General features: G+C 45.3%; 17 protein-coding genes and 1 tRNA gene. 9 read left to right on the top strand and 9 right to left on the bottom strand.

All coding sequences use genetic code 11. The features are described from left to right. Positions 1-96: 96 nt before the first annotated feature. From larA to O3A65_01060, 3 genes are all read left to right on the top strand, one after another. Positions 97-1,386: a nickel-dependent lactate racemase gene (gene larA, locus O3A65_01050; protein MDA1331048.1), complete on the top strand. Its 1,290-nt coding sequence runs from the start codon at positions 97-99 to the stop codon at positions 1,384-1,386. A gap of 47 nt (positions 1,387-1,433) precedes the next feature. Then, a complete protein-coding gene (locus tag O3A65_01055; protein MDA1331049.1) occupies positions 1,434-2,732 on the top strand; it encodes a lactate racemase domain-containing protein in 1,299 nt (432 codons plus the stop codon). Between the two features lie 318 nt (positions 2,733-3,050). Then, positions 3,051-4,238, top strand: coding sequence for a mandelate racemase/muconate lactonizing enzyme family protein (locus O3A65_01060; protein MDA1331050.1), 1,188 nt, complete (start codon positions 3,051-3,053; stop codon positions 4,236-4,238). A 3-nt stretch (positions 4,239-4,241) separates the two neighbouring features. Here the strand turns inward: O3A65_01060 and O3A65_01065 are convergent, their stop codons facing one another. The 6 genes from O3A65_01065 to O3A65_01090 form a co-directional block, all read right to left on the bottom strand. Beyond that, entirely contained in the window at positions 4,242-5,585 is a 1,344-nt protein-coding gene (locus O3A65_01065; protein ID MDA1331051.1) for a tetratricopeptide repeat protein, read from the bottom strand. Between the two features lie 119 nt (positions 5,586-5,704). Further along, on the bottom strand, positions 5,705-8,275 hold the full coding sequence (locus O3A65_01070) for a VWA domain-containing protein (GenBank protein ID MDA1331052.1): 2,571 nt from the start codon (positions 8,273-8,275) through the stop codon (positions 5,705-5,707). 13 nt (positions 8,276-8,288) lie between these two features. Next, positions 8,289-10,079, bottom strand: a complete 1,791-nt coding sequence (locus O3A65_01075) for a VWA domain-containing protein (protein ID MDA1331053.1) — start codon at positions 10,077-10,079, stop codon at positions 8,289-8,291. Next, on the bottom strand, positions 10,076-10,954 hold the full coding sequence (locus O3A65_01080) for a DUF58 domain-containing protein (GenBank protein ID MDA1331054.1): 879 nt from the start codon (positions 10,952-10,954) through the stop codon (positions 10,076-10,078). Before O3A65_01080 ends, O3A65_01075 begins: the two co-directional genes overlap by 4 nt. 58 nt (positions 10,955-11,012) lie before the next feature. After that, on the bottom strand, positions 11,013-12,008 hold the full coding sequence (locus O3A65_01085) for a MoxR family ATPase (GenBank protein ID MDA1331055.1): 996 nt from the start codon (positions 12,006-12,008) through the stop codon (positions 11,013-11,015). Next, positions 12,005-13,606, bottom strand: a complete 1,602-nt coding sequence (locus O3A65_01090) for a hypothetical protein (GenBank protein ID MDA1331056.1) — start codon at positions 13,604-13,606, stop codon at positions 12,005-12,007. Before O3A65_01090 ends, O3A65_01085 begins: the two co-directional genes overlap by 4 nt. 124 nt (positions 13,607-13,730) lie before the next feature. On the opposite strand from O3A65_01090, the gene O3A65_01095 reads away from it, so the two are divergent. The 3 genes from O3A65_01095 (at position 13,731) to O3A65_01105 (ending at position 16,758) form a co-directional block, all read left to right on the top strand. Next, positions 13,731-15,164 carry a sulfatase-like hydrolase/transferase gene (locus O3A65_01095; protein ID MDA1331057.1) on the top strand — a complete coding sequence of 478 codons (1,434 nt, stop codon included), beginning with the start codon at positions 13,731-13,733 and terminating at the stop codon, positions 15,162-15,164. A gap of 778 nt (positions 15,165-15,942) precedes the next feature. Then, positions 15,943-16,269 (top strand): alpha-hydroxy acid oxidase, encoded by a 327-nt coding sequence (locus tag O3A65_01100; GenBank protein MDA1331058.1) that lies wholly within the window; start codon positions 15,943-15,945, stop codon positions 16,267-16,269. A gap of 204 nt (positions 16,270-16,473) precedes the next feature. Beyond that, complete coding sequence (locus O3A65_01105) at positions 16,474-16,758, top strand: hypothetical protein (GenBank protein MDA1331059.1); 285 nt, start codon at positions 16,474-16,476, stop codon at positions 16,756-16,758. Between the two features lie 34 nt (positions 16,759-16,792). Here O3A65_01105 and O3A65_01110 read toward each other — a convergent pair whose 3' ends face one another. Next, entirely contained in the window at positions 16,793-17,668 is an 876-nt protein-coding gene (locus tag O3A65_01110) for an SUMF1/EgtB/PvdO family nonheme iron enzyme (GenBank protein ID MDA1331060.1), read from the bottom strand. Positions 17,669-17,919: 251 nt separating this feature from the next. On the opposite strand from O3A65_01110, the gene O3A65_01115 reads away from it, so the two are divergent. Both O3A65_01115 and O3A65_01120 read left to right on the top strand, forming a co-directional pair. Beyond that, a complete protein-coding gene (locus O3A65_01115) occupies positions 17,920-18,246 on the top strand; it encodes a hypothetical protein (GenBank protein ID MDA1331061.1) in 327 nt (108 codons plus the stop codon). 209 nt (positions 18,247-18,455) lie between these two features. After that, the gene (locus O3A65_01120; protein ID MDA1331062.1) at positions 18,456-19,082 is read left to right on the top strand and encodes a hypothetical protein; all 627 of its coding nucleotides are present in this window, start codon (positions 18,456-18,458) and stop codon (positions 19,080-19,082) included. A 16-nt stretch (positions 19,083-19,098) separates the two neighbouring features. Here the strand turns inward: O3A65_01120 and O3A65_01125 are convergent, their stop codons facing one another. Continuing rightward, positions 19,099-19,314 carry a hypothetical protein gene (locus O3A65_01125; GenBank protein ID MDA1331063.1) on the bottom strand — a complete coding sequence of 72 codons (216 nt, stop codon included), beginning with the start codon at positions 19,312-19,314 and terminating at the stop codon, positions 19,099-19,101. A 293-nt stretch (positions 19,315-19,607) separates the two neighbouring features. On the opposite strand from O3A65_01125, the gene O3A65_01130 reads away from it, so the two are divergent. Next, positions 19,608-20,498 (top strand): TauD/TfdA family dioxygenase, encoded by an 891-nt coding sequence (locus O3A65_01130; GenBank protein MDA1331064.1) that lies wholly within the window; start codon positions 19,608-19,610, stop codon positions 20,496-20,498. An 18-nt stretch (positions 20,499-20,516) separates the two neighbouring features. Here the strand turns inward: O3A65_01130 and O3A65_01135 are convergent. Beyond that, positions 20,517-20,593: transfer RNA gene (locus tag O3A65_01135), tRNA-Ile, on the bottom strand. Between the last annotated feature and the right edge of the window lie 3 nt (positions 20,594-20,596).

Here is a 20,596-nt window from a genome sequence, read left to right on the forward strand (position 1 = left end):
GAGACGCCAATTCTCGCTACCTACACACGCAACCTAAGTACCGTTTAAAATCAGATCGGTTTAATGTTATGTATTGTCTGTATCAGTGGTGAATGAATGCATATTGACTTAAATTTTGGAAGAGGCAGCATTCCACTCAAGCTCGAAAAGGCCTGGAAAGCCGAAATCATCCGCAAACCGTTGATGCCCTTTGAGAGCGATCCCAAATTGGCGATTCAAAAAGCGCTCAACAACCCCATCAATTCGTTACCACTTCTAGAAAAAGCCAGAACAAAGGACAATGCATGCATTCTAATCTGCGACATCACAAGACCCGTCCCTAATCACTTGCTGCTTCCAGAGATCGTCTCCGTACTCCTTAAAGCCGGCATTTCACAATCAAACATTGAAATATTGATTGCAACCGGATTACATAGGCCCAATGAAGGCGAGGAGCTCGAACAACTCATTGGGGATCCATGGATCCTTGAAAACATTAAGATTTTCAATCATTTCGCAAAAAATGACGAAGACCATGCCCTGATCGGCACGACCACTAAGGGCACTAAAGTTAAGCTGGATAAACGTTTTGTGAATGCTGACCTCAAAATTGTGACAGGGCTAGTCGAGCCGCACTTCATGGCAGGCTATTCTGGTGGGCGCAAAGTGATTGCCCCTGGCGTTGCACACGAAGAAACGATCACAACGTTCCATAACCATAAATTCATGTCGGACCCAAACTCAGATAGCTGTATCCTGAATGGAAACCCTCTACACCAGGAGCAACTTGAAATTGTTTCCATGCTCGGCGAGGTGCTGTGCGTGAATACCGTGCTAGACGAGCATAGAAACCTATCGTTGATTAACTTCGGAGAAATAGTTGCCAGCCACCTCGCAGCCGTCGCCTTTGCAAAAGATTATCTATCTGTACCTATGCGCCGCAAATTCAACACAATAGTGACAAGTGCTGCGGGCTACCCTCTAGATTCAACCTACTATCAAACAGTTAAAGGAATGGTTGTCCCGTATCAAATACTAGAGCCTGGGGGAGACCTCATTATCGCTTCAGAGTGTGCCGAGGGAATGGGGTCAAAAGAATTTAGGAAAGCGCAACAAACGCTTGTCAGTAAAGGGGCTGCTGCTTTTTGCGCTGAAATTGCGCAGAAAGCATATGCCGCGGTGGATGAATGGCAAACCCAAATGCAGACGAAAATCATGAATGTTGGCCACGTTCATTTATACTCACCGGGTCTTAGCTCGACAGACCACAAACTGACCGGCGTAAACATCATAGACAACCTGGATGAATTTGTTCGTTCACGCGTGCTTAATAACTTAGAGTTATACTCAGAACCAAGCTTAGCGGTCATACCCGAAGGACCCTATGTGGTCCCAACCCTTATTTAAGCCCTCAAGATTTACCTTCAAATATCCTTCCAACCACAGGTACACCAATGATTAAAGACACCATAAACGTTGAAATTGCAGGGGGTTTAGATTTTTCACTTAGCAAAATGATTCGCGTGCAACAGAAATTCAGCGCGCCAAAAATCGACGATATTGCCTCAGTTATCAAAAAAGAATTTGCACGAGAGTCCATCAAAAACAAAGTCTTACCCGGCCAAAAAATTGCCGTTGGCTGTGGAAGCCGCGGCGTTGCTAATATTGCGGCCATTACAAAAGCCGTCATCGAAGAGTTAATCAAACTTGGCGCGAAACCATTCATCTTTCCCTGCATGGGGAGTCACGGAGCCGCTACCGCTGAAGGACAGAAGCAAGTGCTCGCTGGATATGGCATCACGGAAGAAATAATGGCTGTACCAATACATGCCACCATGGATACCGAGATAGTTGGGCAGTTAGACGATGGAACACCCGTGCATATGGACAGCAACGCAGCTCATGCCGACGGGATTGTTGTGATCAATAGAGTTAAGCCACACACCTCATTTCGAGGTCAGACGGAGAGCGGAATCACGAAAATGCTCGCTATTGGTATTGGCAAAATAAATGGTGCAGCAATCTACCATCAACACGGCATGGATATGTTTCCAACACTCCTGCCAAAAATCCGTGATGTAAACATCAATAAACGTAACGTCTTATTTGGGGTGGGTATTGTTGAAAATGCCTTCGATCAAACTGCATTGATAGAGGTCATCCCAGCGGAGGAGATTCACGAAAAAGAACCTCCACTTCAAGTACTTGCGAAACAAAATATGCCTAAACTCAATTTTTCAAATATCGATGTCTTGATCATTGAAGAAATGGGAAAAAATATCAGCGGCGCTGGCTTTGATCCGAATATTACTGGCCGTAATAGACGCGCGGTACAGTGGGACAGCGGATTACATGTCAAAAAAATTGTAGTACTCCGTATCACCCCAGAAAGTCATGGTAATGCTACTGGAATTGGCGGGGCCGACGTAACGACCATGCGGCTTTATCGCGACATGGATATTGGTGCAACTTACGCCAACGTGATCACCGCCATGAACTTAGATGGTGCTGCGATTCCGATCATCATGAACTCGGATAGAGAAGCAATAGCTCTAGCAATCAAAACAGTAGTCAGAACCAAGCCTGAAGATTGCCGCATCGTGAGAATCAAGAACACATTATCACTTGGTGAGATTGACGTATCTACAAACATGCTCGAAGAAGTTACAAAAAATCCAGATTTATTTGAAATAATTTCCGAGGCGCAAGACTGGAAATTTGATTACAAAAATAATTTGCAAGCTATTGACTGATTAGTGCACTGCAATAAAAGCATAAGATAAAAATTATACGTATGTCACTTTTCTTGCGAACGGACGCAATTAGGCATTATTGTTTTCAGCTAACATTATTTGTAAAGATTACTCGCTCATTTTTGGTGCAATAAATTTTTTCCTGGCATTGAGAGGTATTTACTATCCACAGAAACTGTGGATAACATAATTTTTTTTGAAACTTAAGAATTAAAAATTGTTACCCACTAATACTCTTGTTTGTACTGCCTAAAAATTAATCAACGCCAAAAAGTAAAATATAACAAAAAAGAATTTATTTAGAACATTAAATACCATATGAGAATAACTGACATCCAAACTATTCCTTTAGAAGTTGAGCTGCACGAGACGGTATACGACGCCAACTACACAATGAAAAATAAGCCTGCACTACTCGTGCAAATTTTTACTGATGATGGACTGATTGGCATTGGTGAAGCAGCACACTTTGGAGGACCGATGAGCTCCACGGTGCACGTCATTGAGCAGGAATTAAAGCCCTACTTAATTGGGAAAGATCCGATAAACACAGAGCTTCTTTGGGACCTGATGCATAAACGTGCGTACAAGCATGCTCGGGGAGGAATAATCATCGCAGCCATAAGTGGAATCGATATTGCACTTTGGGATCTTAAAGGAAAAATCACTAAGTTACCGTGTTGGCGTTTGATGGGCGGATACCGAAAGCGAGTACCTGCTTATGCCACGGGCGGCTTTTACTCAGAGAGCAAAAACCTCGACGACTTAGCCGTTGAAATGAAAAACTATGTTGATGCTGGATTTAGGGCAGTAAAGATGAAAGTCGGTCGAAACAGTGGTATTGAATTGTCACCCTTGCGAGCTTCAGAGGAATGCGGCATTGCGGAAGTCACACTCGATGAAGACATTCGGCGAGTAGATTTAGTAAGACGAACTATTGGCCCTGACATAAAACTGTGCGTGGATGCCAACGGCGCCTGGGATGTCGCGACAGCCGTAAAAATGGGACGGAGAATGGAGCCTTTTGATATCTACTGGTATGAAGAACCGGTTTGGCCAGACGATTTACTCGGTAGCAAAGAAGTAGCTCAAAAAGTATCCATACCCGTTGCCGGATACGAAACCTGTAGCTACGGCCTTGTAGATTTTCAAAGGTACATCAGCCATCGTGCGGTGCATTTTGTGCAACCCGATGTTGCTTGGTCGGGTGGCTTAACTGAATGCTTGAAGATCGCTCACCTCGCCCAAGCAGCCAACTTGCCAGTCGCCCCACATATCCACGGTTCTGCCATAGCCGTTGCTGCAGGCCTTCATCTTCTAGGCGCAATTCGAAATGGAAGCATGGCAGAGACTGTGTTTCCGGCGCACCCTTTAATGACACAACTCGTTAAAGAACCCTTAAACATAGAGAAAGACACCGGTGACATTATTTTGTCGGAAACACCCGGCCTAGGCATTGATCTTAATTTAGATGTTGTTGATCGATACAGAACATCTGGCAAGTAAGCACTAACGCTCAGCCTTCCAGGCTCTGGTTCTTTCTTGCGCGAGTTTCAGATCGTCGGGGGAAAGCTTAGTACTAATATAGCTTCTCAATTCATCAAGCTTTGCTCTTTCTTCTCCAGCTAATGCGGTAGCAGCTAAATTACTCCAAACATATGCCGCAATTAAGTCCTTATCAGCACCGACACCCTCGAAATGCATCCACGCAAGTCGGCTCTGCGCTCGCACTTCACCCTGATTTGCGGCCAACAAAAACCAATTGGCTGCCTCTTTAGGGTCTTTATCGCCTAAAAAACCCTGATCATATATATCCCCCAAGAGATATTGTGCATACGCGTTACCCGATTCAGCTGGCTTTCGATACCACTTTAAAGCAAGCGCGAAGTCAATCGAAAGACCATCTGTACCAAAAAAATACAACTCCCCCAACTCATAATGAGCCGCCTCATACCCCTCGTTGGCCGCCGCCTCAAACCACCGCACAGCATCTTGAATATTTCTCACGGTACCTAACCCATCCCGCAACATGTATCCCAACATGAATTTTGATTCGGCATCATTGGCCTCAGCGGCCTTAGAAAACCACTTAAATGCCTCAAAAGGGGTTTTTTCAATTCCATTGCCCTCGTAATAAGCCCAAGCAAGACTTTTGAAAGCAGATTGTTCCCCGGCATCAGCAGCTTGTTTGAGATACTTCGCAGCAAGCGCCGCATCCTTTTCGAGACCCTCACCACGCTCATACATAAAACCGAGCGCAGCACTGGCCCGAGCATGTCCTTGTTTAGCTGCCTTCTCATACCAAATCAGTGCGTTAGGAAAACTTGGTTCGCCCAAGATGCCAGAAAAGTAAATGTAGCCAACCATCTCTTGAGCATCAACATTCCCAGATGTGGCGGCTACAAGGTACGCGCTCAAGGCCTTATTTAGATCTTTCTCAACATCCTTCCCATCAAAATAAAGTGCACCAGCAATTAAAGCTGCCTTTACACTACCCTGTTTAGCGGCGTCGCTATACCACTTCACACCCAGCTCCGGATCACGATCAACAAATTTCCCTGCTAAATACAAATTACCTAAATGCTCCTGCGCCTGAGCGAATCCCTGTTCTGCGCTGGCCGTATACCACTTCACTGATAAAGCGAAGTCTTGCGGTATCCCTCGCCCATTGAAGTAGCACTCACCAAGATAAAATTGTCCTTGTGGGTCCCCTTCATTGGCTGCTTTTTCGAAAATACTGAAAGCGACCACGTAATTTTCTGCTTCGTAAGCACGCTGGCCATCCGCTATGTTAGCCTGAGCTGAAGAAGCAACCACGAGGATGGAAAGTAATAAGCCACGAGAAAGAAACATGCCTACTCCAAGCACTTTTGGATTTGATTCATGCGCCTCGCACATCAACCAATCCAAATAGTTAAGTCAAAAAGTAGAAATACCATAGCCTCAAGGCAAGCGAAAGGCAAGTACCGAGCCTAGTCAGATAGGCGTTCCCAAACAAGAGGGGAGCGCCGCACAAAAATATCAACCAGATATGCAAATAACGCCAAAATCATTAAGATAGGCCACAATGCGAAACGTTTCTGCGCAATGTCATCGCTAGGCGCAAAGACTTGATCAGCACGCGCATCAAGCGCTCCGCCGGTTGACGAAGCAACCGCTGATAATAATTCGAGATTAGGGCCTGTGAAGCGATATTCGGCAGGGAAGCTGGGGAAAATAGATCTTGACCCAGCCATGTCCACAATATCATCAGAGATATCACTCTTCGCCAACAATGTGGCAGAAATCGGCTGTTGATCCTTAAATGGCACAACTAATTGATATTGGCCCGGAGCGATTTGTGACATTTTAGCTACCCGAACCTCCTGCCCAACACTGAGGTTCAACTCAGGAACAAGACCGTTCCTAAAATTACCCCCCTCGGTAAGTAGCGTTAAGTTAAAAATAGCCACGTCGTCTTGTCGCTCACCGTTAAAAAAAACGGTCGTCGAACCTAATTGCTTGAGAACGCCACGCGTGAGTTGTGACCAAAATTTGCCGTAGCCCTCCCATTGAATCCAATCAGCAGACCAGCGATTCTTTACATCCGAGGTAAAAAACATTGTCTTCCCTAAACCATACTGCCAGCGCGTCAATAAAGGAGCGCCCTGCTGAGTCACCAAGATTGTCTCCGCAGTATCCTTAGGTTTAACGGCAATATGACCCTTTAGCGGAGGAGCAGTTTGCAGATCTATGCCGGATAAAGAGCCAATCTCTTGTTTCATCACGGTCAGAATTGGCTCTTCTACAAGGCTGGTGCCCACAACCTTCTTGGTTTCCTCAGTAAAAATCTGCGGAATCGATTCAGCAGAAAGCGCCAAGTAATTCCGACCCCCACCCCAGTCTGACAATTGCCGCATCAAACCTGGATTTCCACCATCGCCAATGGTAACGGTTGAGATCACGATATTGCTATCCCTCATTCTTTCAATCAAGCGCTCATACTCCGCTGGGGCAGTATCACCATCTGATAGAAGAATGACATGCTTCTTAGAGACCTCAAGATCTTTGAGTAGCCGGTAAACAATACCTAACGCTGGATATATGTTTGTTTGCCCACTCGCTTGAATGCGGCTGATGAGTGCCTCCGCTTTACGTTTAGACTTAACCAGCTCCACGGGAACCGGCACATAAGGCTGAGAATCAAAAGCAACAACACCAAAGTAATGCTGCTCTTCGAGCAAATCTAGAGAAGCCCGCGCAGCCTCTTTTGCATACTCGATTTTACTACCTTTCATACTGTATGAACGGTCAATTGCAATGACAAGAGCCATACCTTTACGTTTTTCCTGAGCTTGAAAGTTAGCGGGCAACAAGTCTTCAATAGTGGAATTCGAATATCCTCCATCTCCAAATGTGTTTTCTCCTCCCGCGAAAATGAGTCCCCCTCCGTAGTCTTTGACATACCGTTTAATATCTTCCATAGAATTCGAGGAGATCCCTTCAGCCAACACATCAGAGAGTATCAGCGCGTCATAGGACTTTAACTCATCATATTTAGGAATACGATCCTGAACAATTACCTCAAACCCCCCCTCAGATAGGGCCTCGCTCAAATACGATGAAGCGCCCAATATGCCTTCCAGGTACAGCACTCTTGCCTTTTTCTCAACCCAAGCACTCATTCGAGAACGATTATTCGCAAGATAGGGGTCATCATCAACATTCATCGAGATGTCCAAAGGTATCAATCCTGAATTAGGGAATTTAATATTCATCTGCACATCATTGAAGCCTCGATCAACCGGATACGCTTGCGTTGCAATTGGATCACCATCAGATGAAATAGAGATCTCAATGTTGGTTTGCTCTGGGCTATACACACTGATTAATGCGGTCGTGGGTTCCAACTCCCTGAGTCGATCAGGAAATTTAACGTTGCTAATCCAGGCATCTTCCACTTGGGCAGACTCAGCCACCATGGGGAAAATGCGCACATCAGACCTCTGAGCAGCTTGAACCAAATCCAATAAGGAGCCAGTTGTTTGATTCCCATCAGAAAACAAAACGACTCTCTTAATGGAATCAGAACCGAGCAAAGCAAGCGACTCATCAATGGCATCTTGAAGATTAGTACCTGACTGCTCTATGTAGCCGGATTCATCTAACGGAACATCTGAACCAAGATCAGCAATGGTTATAGCTCTTGCTTCCTGAGTCGAAGAGACGACTGCGCGGTTTTTCCCAAAGATCACAAGCTTCGATCGAGCAGGATCATGTCGTTCTTCTACCGCATCAATCCAATTAAGTGCTTTTTCTATGGAATCCGCAGCAACACTTCTGGACACGTCAACCGCATAGATTACGGATACGTCCTGGCTAGCATATCGCAAGATTGGCTGTGCCAAGCCCATAATTACGGCTACAACTGCCAACCCACGCATGACACTTACCAGCCGGAGATGCCTAGGTCCAAGAGCTGTTTTTGTGTTTGCAGCCAACCACCAAACCAATGGCAAGACTAAAATCAACCAGAGCGCATGTGGATTTTCAATACTCAACATAAGCACCACATTTTCACTGGGTAATACGCCGGTGGTAAAAATACCAATCCAGCATCAATAAAATAAGAGTCATAACGCCAGCCAGGAATGCGAACGAATACCCTCTCAATCTTGGATTAACAATGTTTTGAGAGGACTCGAGACTCGGTAACTTTGATACGTTAATGTCGCTGAATCGCTGATCCAGTTGACTCACCGAAACTCTTAGAGGCCCGTTAGGCGTAAATGCCGTGTACAAACCCGCCTCCTGAGTATGAAAATACGCCTTCCCATCGGCAGACCATAGAGGTATATCGACTCCATCGATACGATAAATCTTTGTCACATCACCCGGGAGCTTCACAACTCCCAGATTGGCACTCAAAACCGGAGGCTCATCAACTAACCAAGTAATTGAATTCGAGAGAAGAATTGGAAAATCCGCAAGAAAAGTAAGATTAGATTTATCGAGATCGAATCCAAAGAGAATGTTTTTAATTGCGCCGGGAACGGCAATTGCCAAAATCTCCCCATCCTCAGCTTCGAGTAAGGGATCCACACCGCCACTAACGCCAAATACGAAGGCGGTCTCAACTAAGAGATCCGACATAGATATATTTCTAAGAATAGGGTGTACAGTATTTTTTTCGACTGAAAGTTGCGAACTACGAATTGGCGTGACCGAAATATCCAGCCAATTAGACGAGTCAACACCGAAGAAAATAGACGGAACAGTGGGTTTACGCTCAGATGGAATTCCATCAAACACCATTGCGTCGAAACTTCTCTCCCCAGGTTTAAGGGCCTCATACTGAGCCGGCGTTAGTTGGCTCACGGATACACGCGGCATTAAGCTGAGCAAGGTGAACAACTTCGAATCCTGCGTGTTCGCAACTAACCCCACCCGAACCTGCTTCTTTTCCGTGATGTATCCAAAAGCCGTATCATCAGCCTTAAAACTGTCCGCGCTAGAAAATACAGCCGCCTTGACAGGGCCGCTATCAAACTTCGTGGCATCAAATATGTGGGTTACTTTTTCATGGGGTCCTAAATCGACCCTTCTCCTAAGAATTCGAGACTGAGTCTGAGCCAACTCTATCTCAACGAGTTGCGAATCGCTCCCAGCATTCACAACCTCAACAAATGCCTGTCGTCTTTGTGCATCGCCAGGAACAGTGGCAAAAGATAATCGGGTGATTCCAACATTGGGAGCAGACTGAAAGACCGAGACAAGATTGAAATTCTCAGGCACCCCACCGATTAAGACCCCATCCGTATATATGAATTTTTTCGACGCATCGACTGTCGCCACTTGAGATGGGACAAGCGGTTCAAGGCTATTACCGATTTCAAGTTGCTCAAGAATTTGTAAAGCATCTGAAACCGAACTAAAAGAAGGTGTCGTAATTTGCCTTTGCGTATCAACCAGCATGACTTGAACATCTTTTGATAGGGACGCCAAAAGTTTCATCACAGAATCTTTGGCAACATTGTAGCGACTGAGTCCACTCTGCGTCAAAGCCTCCATCGACGGGGAGTTATCAAGGATGATCAATGTTCTATCATCAGCCTGACCATCAACCGAAGGGCGCAACGCAGCTGACAGCAAACAAATCGCAATAAACAAAGCTAACAAAAGCGACAACCACCACCGCCACCGCTCACTAATCAGACGAGAAGAACCAATGACTCGCTTCCAAATCAGATTGGACGATATCACTCGATTGAGTAATGGAGGCCGCAAAAGATAGAGCAGAATTACCGCGGCGATTAGGCCAAATAATAAGAACGAGAACAAAGGACTTGATGCAAAGAAAGTTATCATCGAAACATGCCTTCCTTCTTTAAAGCTGTGAGCACAGACGCTTCAAAATCAACATCTGTTCGTAAAGACACATAGCTCCATCCTGCATGCTTGAAAAACTGCTCTGTATTCGCCCGGTACTTATTAAATTCCATTCGATAGGTTGCCAACATCGTTTCGGTCACTTGAGCGTTTAGCGCTTCGCGCGTTTCTGAATCGACCAAAACAACTTGCCCATTCAAACTGGGGCTTTCTTCCTCTGGGGCAATAATATGACCCGCAAAAACATCATGCCCGTACTGGATAAGTGGACGAAAACTATCTTCGAGTGTTTGCTCAAGCAAAAAATCTGAAATCACAAATACCAAACCTCGGGTGCGACCAGTCCCAAAAAAACGACGGAACGTATTCGCCAAATTTGTTTGGCCTTCATTTTTTAAAGAATCTAGAAAATGCATTGCGCGCCACATGTGGTTTTTGCCGCGCCGCCCTGGCATTTCTTTCACCACGCCATCAGAAAATGAAATTAAACTCACCCGATCATGATTTAAAAGTCCCGCATAGGCCAAAACTGCAGCAAGTTTTTTGGCTATCTTCAGCTTTCTTGAAGCCTCGCCACCCATTGATGCACTGTTATCAATAAATATGTATATCGGAGTGTCAGCCTCTTCCTCAAACATACGAAGCACCAAGCGGTCTAAGCGCATATACGTAGCCCAATCGAGGTTTCGAATATCATCACCTGAAGAATAAGGCCTGTAATCAGCAAAGATCATGCCAGAACCAGTTCGCCGTGATCTGTGCTGACCACGCAAATGTCCCGCCACCGGCCGACGAAGCAGCAGTGAAATACCCTCTAAATGACGCAGAAATTCCTTACTTAGAAGAGTTGACATAAATCTTCAACACTATTCTTTAATAGAGGCTGCGTTTGAGGTGTTTAAGCACTGGCACTTAAGTTTTAGGTAACGCAACACAACGAACAATTTCCTCAAGGATTTGGTCAGAGTCTACTTTCTCCGCCTCAGCTTCAAAATTAATCAGAACACGATGCCTTAACGCTGGCATCACAACCGCTTTGACATCATCGATACTCACATAAAATCGATCATTGAGCAGCGCATTGACCTTCGCACCCAAGATTAATGACTGCACGCCACGAGGACTCGAACCAAATCGAACATATTGCTTGGCTAAATCGTGCCCCTCAGTACTTTCAGGGTGTGTCGCAAGGGCGAGTGCTATTGCATACCGCATAACCGGCTCAGCAACAGGAACTGCTCGCGCTGTTTCTCTCATTTCCAAAATCTCAGCTTTACTAAGCACGTGCGATGCTGTTAATTCATCTTGTTGCGTGGTACGTTCAACGATTGTTAATAAATCTGCTGCCTTGGGAAAATCTAACCTTAACTTGAACAAAAATCGATCCATCTGCGCCTCAGGCAAAGGATAGGTACCTTCCATCTCGATCGGGTTTTGAGTAGCCAGAACAAAGAACGGCTGATCAAGTTTGTGCGTCGCCCCACCTGCAGAGACACTATTCTCCTGCATCGCCTCCAAAAGGGCAGATTGTGTTTTGGGTGTTGCCCTGTTGATTTCATCTGCAAGCAGTATGTTAGTAAATACAGGGCCTCTCTGAAATTCAAACGATTTTTTACCGCTATCAGTTTCTCGTACGACATTAGCACCGATGATGTCGCCAGGCATTAGGTCGGGCGTAAATTGTATTCGAGAAAAGCCTAGATCAGTTGCATCCGATAACGTTTGTACGATCTTTGTCTTCCCAATTCCTGGAATACCTTCGAGCAACACATGACCACGAACCAACAAACACGTCATGACGTTTGAAATCACATCTTCATTGCCAACGATGACCTTCGAGACCTCATCAACAACTTGAGAGAAACGATCTTGAAAAATTTTTACCTGTTGCTCCACACTTGACGTCATCTCTTATTTCCTTCATGAATTTCTAAAAAATACTGTTGTACCGCTTGTCTCTGTTCTACAGAAACAAATTCACCGTTAATTACATCCACGTCGTCATAGGTGCCAGAATCTAAGCCTTGGACGGTTTCCGTTCGAGCTTTCGCTCTCTTGCTTGCTTGAAACTCCCAAGCCGACTCCTCGCCTTCGACACTATCATCACCTTTCACTTGAGTTTTTTCTAGACGCAAAACTGCATCTAAACGTTGCGTCATACGGCCTTCCAACGCTAATGCAGCAGCATGCCCTTCGGGCGCCCCTGTCGAGCTGCCATCATCACCTTTATCTTTCTCATTAGCATTCACTGCTCCCTGACGAAAAAGTGAGCCGCCCGACATATCATTATTCCCAGCATCAGGTGAGGGTGATCCATTGCTCGCTTGTACTTGATCGGATGTAGCTGATCTGCCACCAAGCTCCGCAGCATTGGTTTGAGCCAGTCCCATGCGCTCACCTGCGCTCTCCATTCTAGAGGCAGCTGTATTCGCTCTTTCTTGAGACTCCATCTGCTGTTGTGCTTGCTCTAAGTTTTCAATCAACCGCGTAATATTTCGGGGGTCTGGCCTTCCTACCTCATTCAAAAGATCGCGCGCAGCGTCCCCAAGCTCGGCGGACGATATATTTTCACTACGTACCGTTGCGCCTGCTTTTTGCTCCTCAATACCAAGTTGCCCATCGATATCGGATAAAGCAGCAAGTTCTTCTTGCTTTTCTTTAAGTAGCATTAAGGCTTCTTGAATCTTGCCTTGCTCCAAAGCCCGACCAACGGCTTCAAATCCCTTTTGCTCCAAAAGAATTTTTGATAATTTAGACAATCCTTCGCGCGTCATAACAGCGTCCATGTTGATTTGATCTAACACTTCTCGGGCCTTTCTCAAAGCCTCCTTTTTCGCTTCAAAACTAACGTCGTCACGCTGAAGCACATCAAGGGCTTCATTTATTTCTTTAATATCTGTTGCTTCCTGCCTTCCAGAAACACGATTCGACGCTGCGTTTATATTCTCCGAGCTTGCAATAGTTCGAACGTCTAAATCCGACTTATGGGCAGTCACAACATTTGATGTCCCTACCCAGGTAACTGCGAAAAATAAGATCGCAATAACTGCAATCTTGCCACTTTGGGGAACACGTAGCGGGACCATCGTATCCGCCTTAATTGGTTGGATACGCGCGACAGCACGTTCAAGATGGGCCATAACAAAAGCGCTCTCCCCGACACTTGAGTGCTTTCTTTTCGACTCCATAAACCACAGAGCGCTAAGCACCTCATCTTTTAAGCCTGCTCTCTCATCCAGGTACCGCGCTGCATCCTGAGCATCAACACTTGTCCAGGCCTTGAACCAGATATACACGAGCAAAGCTGAAATAAACCCACCGAGGCCAATCGCAGCCCAACCGGATTTGACGAGATCGAACGGAATTGATAGAACCAACAAGGCTGCAAAAGCAAAAAAAGTCACAGCGACAGCGAATCCAAGTTCACTTATCAGACGGGTAAGTCTCAATTTGAGAGCTACGTCGGAGACCAACTGCTTAATTTCTGAGGGGCGGGATAAAGGCATAAAAAAGTCTGATTGTATACCAAATCTAATGAGCTGCTAACTTCGTAGAGAACGGTTAATGGGTAGCTTATAGTTAGCCATAAGGCATATTGAGCGATGCTCGATCAGATATACTTGAGACAATATGATACCTAATCGACTAGAACGATTTTTTCTTGCGGCCTTGACATGTCTCAGTTGCATAAGTTGCATCATCCATCCTGGATGGGCTAATGCAGGAGATAAGCCTCATATCATTTACATCATGACGAATGACTTAGGATGGAGAGATCTGGGGTTTCATGGGGGACGTGCGCCAACACCGCACCTGGATGCGCTATCAGCCTCTGGCACTCGCCTCGAAAGTTTTTATACGCTACCTTATTCGTCATCGACTCGTGCAGCACTCTTGACTGGCCGCTATCCCTATCGATTTGGACTTCAAACCAACTCGATTTTATCTTGGAGTACCTATGGGATTCCTCAGAGCGAACGCCTACTTCCACAAGCGCTAAACCTAGCAGGTTATCGAACAACCATGGTTGGTTCTTGGTTACTGGGTCACGCAAAAAGGGAGTACCTTCCGACACAAAGAGGTTTTGATTATTTCTATGGTAGCCTCACGCCGACTGCGGACCACTTAAAAAAAATTAATACGATCGGTCTAACTGACTGGTTTGAGGGTGAAAAACAAATTACGGAGTTTGGATACGCAACCGACCTAATAAGTGAAAAATCTGCAGCCCTCATAGCTGCCCACGATCAGACCGTACCACTTTTTATGATGATTAGCTTTCCAGCGCCCGGGATGCCACTTCAAGCACCCGACCGCCTTGTGAGAAATTTCAACCAGATCGAGGATCAAGCGGTACAAACCTACCTAGCTATGGTTTCCCAAATTGATGAGGGTGTTGGCGCAATTCTCTCAGCGCTCGATAAAAAGGGGATACGTCAAGACACAGTTATTGTTTTTCATAGTGATAGTGGTGGCTCAGTCAAACGTAAATATTTATCCGGAGATGGTGATACTCATCAAAACGTGAGCGATAATGGTCCACTTCGCTCGGGAAGCGGATCACTTTATGAAGGTGGTGTGCGCGTTCCAGCAATAATCTCCTGGCCCGGAAAAATCAAACCAATAATTTCTACCGAGCGCGTCCACGTTGTTGACATGTATATCACTTTGCTTGAAATTGCGGGAGCTCCGACGAGCAATAATAGTCAAGTTAAACCAGTAGATGGCATCAGCATATTACCGCTACTTTTTAAAAACCAATTACTCCCAAATAGGGCTCTAGTACTGAACGTCACAGAACTGGGAGGCGCTATATTAAGAGACAACTGGAAACTTATTTTGGTTAGTACACTTCCCTCGCAAAGAGAACTCTACGATATTGAGAGGGACCCCTCAGAAGAATTGAATGTCGTGAGTAAATATCCAGAAATTGCTGATGAGCTCACGGATGCATTAGTGGAGGCTTCTTGGGAAATGGTACCTTCACTTTATTTGAAAGATCTGTCCAATCCTCGCAATCATTACACACCGATGATTTGGAACGAAAACCCACAACGGCCTTAACCGAGGCTTTTCATCTCGACTGTCTATGCTTCCAACCCATTGACATATCGAGAAAAATGCATCAACGTCGACGACTTAAGGCTTCAGGCGAAGGAAAGGCTCCCAAAATCAATTTTTGAATTCATCGATGGAGGCGCTCAAGACGAAACCACTCTACGACACAATTATACCGATTTCAAAAATTGGGGATTTGTACATAGAGTACTGAGCGATATCTCTCGTCGGAACCAGGAAGTTGAGTTATTCGGACAACGATATTTTACTCCACTCGTACTTGGACCAATGGGACTCGCAGGTCTGGTTCGATGTGAAGGAGAAAATCAAGCTGCCCTGGCCGCAGCAAACCAAAACGTACCCTTTTGCCCCTCATCAATGTCGACGTGTAGCATCGAGGAGATCACAAAAAAACGTCGGCAAGGCAGTGGTTTCAACTCAACGTCCTAAGAGATAAAGGTATTACGCGAGAATTTATTCGTATTGCCAAAGAACTGCTCTGTAGCGTGTTGGTCGTTACCGTTGACACAAAATTACTCAGGGCGCGCGAACGGGGTATACGCAACGGCTTTGTGGTCCCTCCTAAATTCACACGCACTACCCTATTTGATTTTTAAATACATACATGTTGGCTCTTCGATGTTGGGTTGGGGAGAAAAATAAAATACCGGAATTTCGATAACATGAGTATCAATACCAACTCTGTAATATCGATAACGGAATTTATTAAAGCAAAATGGGATGTCCCTATGAATTGGGATGACATCGCTTGGTTTAAAGAACAATGGAGGGGGCCGTTGTAATTAAAGGCATTCTCTCACCTGAAGATGCGAGAATTGCGGAATCAATTGGGGCGGATGGCGTGATTGTATCCAACCACGGCGGCAGACAACTCGATGGGGCAATTTCATCGATTTCTGCCTTGGCAAAAATCAAAGCATCAGTAAGTGATGATTACCCCTTAATACTCGATGGCGGTATCCGTCGGGGCTCAGACGTAGTCAAAGCCATTGCTCTGGGGGCTAAGGCGTGCATGCTCGGTAGACCGTGGCTTTACGGACCCGCCTCAGGGGGGGGCAGGCTGGCGTTGAACACTGTATTAAAATATTAAAGGTAGAGATCGATCTGACGCTAGGACTACTCGGAGTCACGCAACTGAATGAACTCAATGCGAGCTATTTATCGCGCGCAGTAGATTTTGATGCCTCAGGCTAAAAGTCATTTTATAAATCGATCCGCTACGAACAAAATCATTGACCAACTCTCGAATTAAACGCAAGATAATTAACGATATCGAAACCCGTACAATGAAACCATGGATCACGCTGTTCGTATCACTTACTACATTTCTGAAGAGATGCTCGACTTTCCCTCTGAAAATGAGTTCGAGATGTTTATAGCGCTGCTTTCAGAAGAACTCTCCGACAATTGGCCCAACTCCCAAATCTTTGTGGAACGGTGTCTAGATGGAGAGGAAGGTTCATTAATTGAGGGAATGACTGTTCACGAAGAAGAAGAAGCCGGAGAGTGTATCGAATATATTGTTGATGATCTCATTGAATCCTTACAGTGGGAGAGCGAGTTCGACGACGAGGATTAGGAAAACCAAGTCCACCTATCTCTTTATTTACCCGTTATTCAATGTCTCTGACCAAACGAAACCCTAAATCATCAGCCCTAGAACCCGAGTACCTAAATCGACTCGACTCGACTAAATAATACGGCTCATTATTTAGCCAAGACCCCCCTCTAAAGCCCCTCAAAGAACAGTCTCCCTTGAGCCAAGCCGTCCCATCTAGAGGTGCCCCACGCCAATCTGGGCTCACGCAATCCTCGGTCCACTCCGACATATTACCAATGACATCATGTAGACCGAATGCATTAGGGGCAAATTGACCAACGGGCGCGAACTCATGATATCCATCCGAACAGGGAACAAATTCACTCCCTGATTGGTACTCTTGATGGGCAGTTTGATCATACGTATTTGAAAAATTACAAAGCGCTTTGGCTGGAATATCAAAATGTCGATTCATACCTAAACCCGCGCGAGCCGCATATTCCCATTCGGCGTTTGACGGAAGTCTATATATAAAACCTGTTTTTTTGGATAACCACTTAGCAAATCGATTTGCCTCTGACCAGGTCACATTAAAAACGGGTATTTGGTCTCGATCTGATCCTCCCATTTCAAGAGGAGGGCAAGCGCTATCCGCAACACACAGGCGCCAGTCTAAAACGGTGATCTCGTATTTGCCGATAGCGTAACCCTTGGCAAAAGTCACAGGATAAAAATAACCTTCATCGTTTGGACGCCCCGGACCCCAAGGAGGCACTCGCAACTCGAAAGAGCCTTGTGGTATCAGTACCATCATGGGGCACGCATCACAATCAGAAAACGCAACAGGCTCATCAGCGGCTATAGCGCAGTAAACCACGGACACACATAAAATCAGGCTGCAATTTTTAAAAAAAAACATTCCCAATCGTATCATGCGATCAAAGCTCATCTACTAAAATACTCACGGATCTAAAAGCGTGTGATCATAACAGCGTTTAAAAAGAGCACTCAGGAACCTAGAGATATCAACTTCAAGCTAATATTATGCAGAATACACCCGAAATTTTATGCATAAATAGAGCACCAAAATGGTGCATATGTAGGAAATTTGTGTTGACTTCCAGTCAACAGGGGCTATAGAGTTTCGGTGCACTAATTGAGTGCTCATTGTTTTATTTCAAAAACTTCTGCGGAGGCATCATGAATACAGACAAGATTGTTGGATACATAGCATTACTTATCGCCATAATAGTTGGTATTGAAATAGTAGCTATTCCCTTTGCGCTTGCGCCCGTATTGTTGCTGATTTGTGGACTTGTTCTTGGCTATAACACACCAGCAGAGACACACGTACGTGTGCTCGTTAGCGCTATGGCCCTGACCATGTTTGTTGGTACTCTGACCTTGACTGAGATCCCAGAAATCGGTTTCTACCTCCAGGATATCGTCAATAGTATTGCCATCTATGCACAAGGTGCCGCATTCTTGATTATTTTTAAAAATCTGTATAAACGTCTAGCACCGTAACGCAAACAGTGGGCTCTCCAAAAACGGAGAGCCCACTATCAATTTATCAGACAAACAAGCTCATCTTTTGAGTCGACGTTCTTGCAGTACTCTACCTTTCATCTTCCTCCATTCAGAAAACCTAACGAACAATAAACTGAATAATCACTTAATAAGCTTAATTTACCTACGCAGAGACACGGGACCGTCGGTAGCAAGTTATTATTTTAATGAACAAACATTTATCTGTTGGGTTTGCTATGGCTGGTGCGCTAATTATTGAGGAACACCTATCAAAAAAAGATAAGGTTCTTTCTCGTTTAATCAAAAAATTTGGTCCTGCTCCAATAGTAACAGCAAATAAAAGAAACCCTTTTGACTCTTTGGTAAGTTCAGTTATTAGTCAGCAACTTTCTTCGACTGTAAGTAGCGCTATAAAAAAACGACTTGTGAAAGTTGTCGGAAGACGTCCCTTCAAACCTGAAAATATTTTGAATGCTAAAGAGGAGTTATTAAAGGGTTGCGGAATATCTTCAGCAAAAATAAAAACAATAAAAGGTATCGCAAAGGAGGTAGTGAATGTAAGGTTGGATTTAAAGCACTTCAAAGATTTAACAGATGATGAAGTTATTGCGTACCTCTCATCATTTTGGGGCGTTGGAAAGTGGACTGCTGAGATGTTCTTAATGTTTACGCTAAACAGATTGGATGTACTTCCACTCAATGATGCCGGACTCAATCGGGCGCACGGTATTCTTTACCCAAACGCAGAATCGTTTGCAAACACAGCTGAGAAGTGGAAACCTTTTAGAACTGTGGGGTGTTGGTATATGTGGAAGCATATCGACAACTCTTAACCTCATTAATGTTGTTTTAAACAATATCTTTGGATTGAGGTAGGTTAGACAAGCGTCCGGGTAGCGTTAAAACAGTGGGGGTTGCTGCGCAAGACGATTGCACAGTCATTACCAACATTCGCGCCGACTTAGAAGAGACATCACGGTACATGTTCGTCTGATACGTCAGTAATAACAGTTTAGGCATTTTCTGCGGGATGGATAAAACGAATACCGTGATGGCAAATTCCATGGTTAGGGTACTTTCTACCATTTGATTAATAACTAATATCGCGGTGACAAATATGTTGGGCAGTTCTTAAATGGCGCATGCTAAGGCAGTAAACGCAATGCCTCGGCAAGCAGCGGCGATACATTGAAAGGTATTTAGAATGCTGGTGCGTTTGTTAGCGCCGAGAAAGTTGCTAATCAAGGGCATGAATAGATAAAAACCGTTCACATTCCCTTGCCATGTGGGTTAGGCAAACAACTGATGGAATTTTTTATGTGATGTGATAGTGTTAAAGTTTTTTAATGGGAAATCTCATGTCATACGCTATCCAGCCTATTGATCCCGCAAGACCCACTTTTATTGGAGAGGCATCAGGTATTGATCTGACGCGCGGCCTGAGTAATGTCGAAGTCGGCGCGATCCACGCGGGCATGGACCGCTTTGGTGTACTGGTATTTCACGACCAGCATTTGGACGATGAGCAGCAAATAGCGTTTAGCCGTCAACTCGGCCGCCTCGAAGAAGCCACGGGTGACATCCACTCAGAGAAGGACCGACGTCTGAGTATGGATTTGAACGACATTTCAAACCTCGACAAACATGGCGAGTTGCTTCCGCACGATGACCGGCGACGGCTATTCAGTTTGGGTAATTTGATGTGGCACTCTGACAGCTCTTTTAAGGATGTACCATCCAAGTATTCGATGTTGTCTGCGCGTAAAATTCCAGGTGCTGGTGGAAATACGGAATTTGCGGACATGCGTGCCGCATACGATGCACTAGACGCTGCAACAAAGACCGAGGTACACGATCTTATTTGCTCACACAGTCAAATTTTTTCGCGTGCCATCTTAGGGTTTGACGATTTCACCGATCCGGAGCGTGCCAAGTGGGCGCCAGTTCGCCAGCGCCTTGTGCGTCGTCACCCAAACACTGGACGCCTTTCGCTGTATTTATCAAGCCACGCCGGTGGCATTGAAGGCTGGCCTATGCCAGAAGCACGTTCATTATTATTTGAATTAAATGAACACGCCACCCAACGACAGTTTGTGTACGCACACATATGGCGTCCATGGGACCTAGTGATTTGGGACAACCGCGTAACGATGCACAGAGCTCGTCGCTATAACCCGAAAGAAATGCGCGATATGCGCAGAACCACTTTGACAAATGAAGTGTCTAGCCTAGAGCAGGGGGTAATTTGATTGGGTGGGATTGCAAGATGGTGGGCCTGCTAGGACTTGAACCTAGGACCAAAGGATTATGAGTCCTCTGCTCTAACCAGCTGAGCTACAGGCCCACG

The organism is Pseudomonadota bacterium, from assembly GCA_027624715.1.
In the GTDB taxonomy this organism is placed as follows: domain Bacteria; phylum Pseudomonadota; class Gammaproteobacteria; order Burkholderiales; family Eutrophovitaceae; genus Eutrophovita.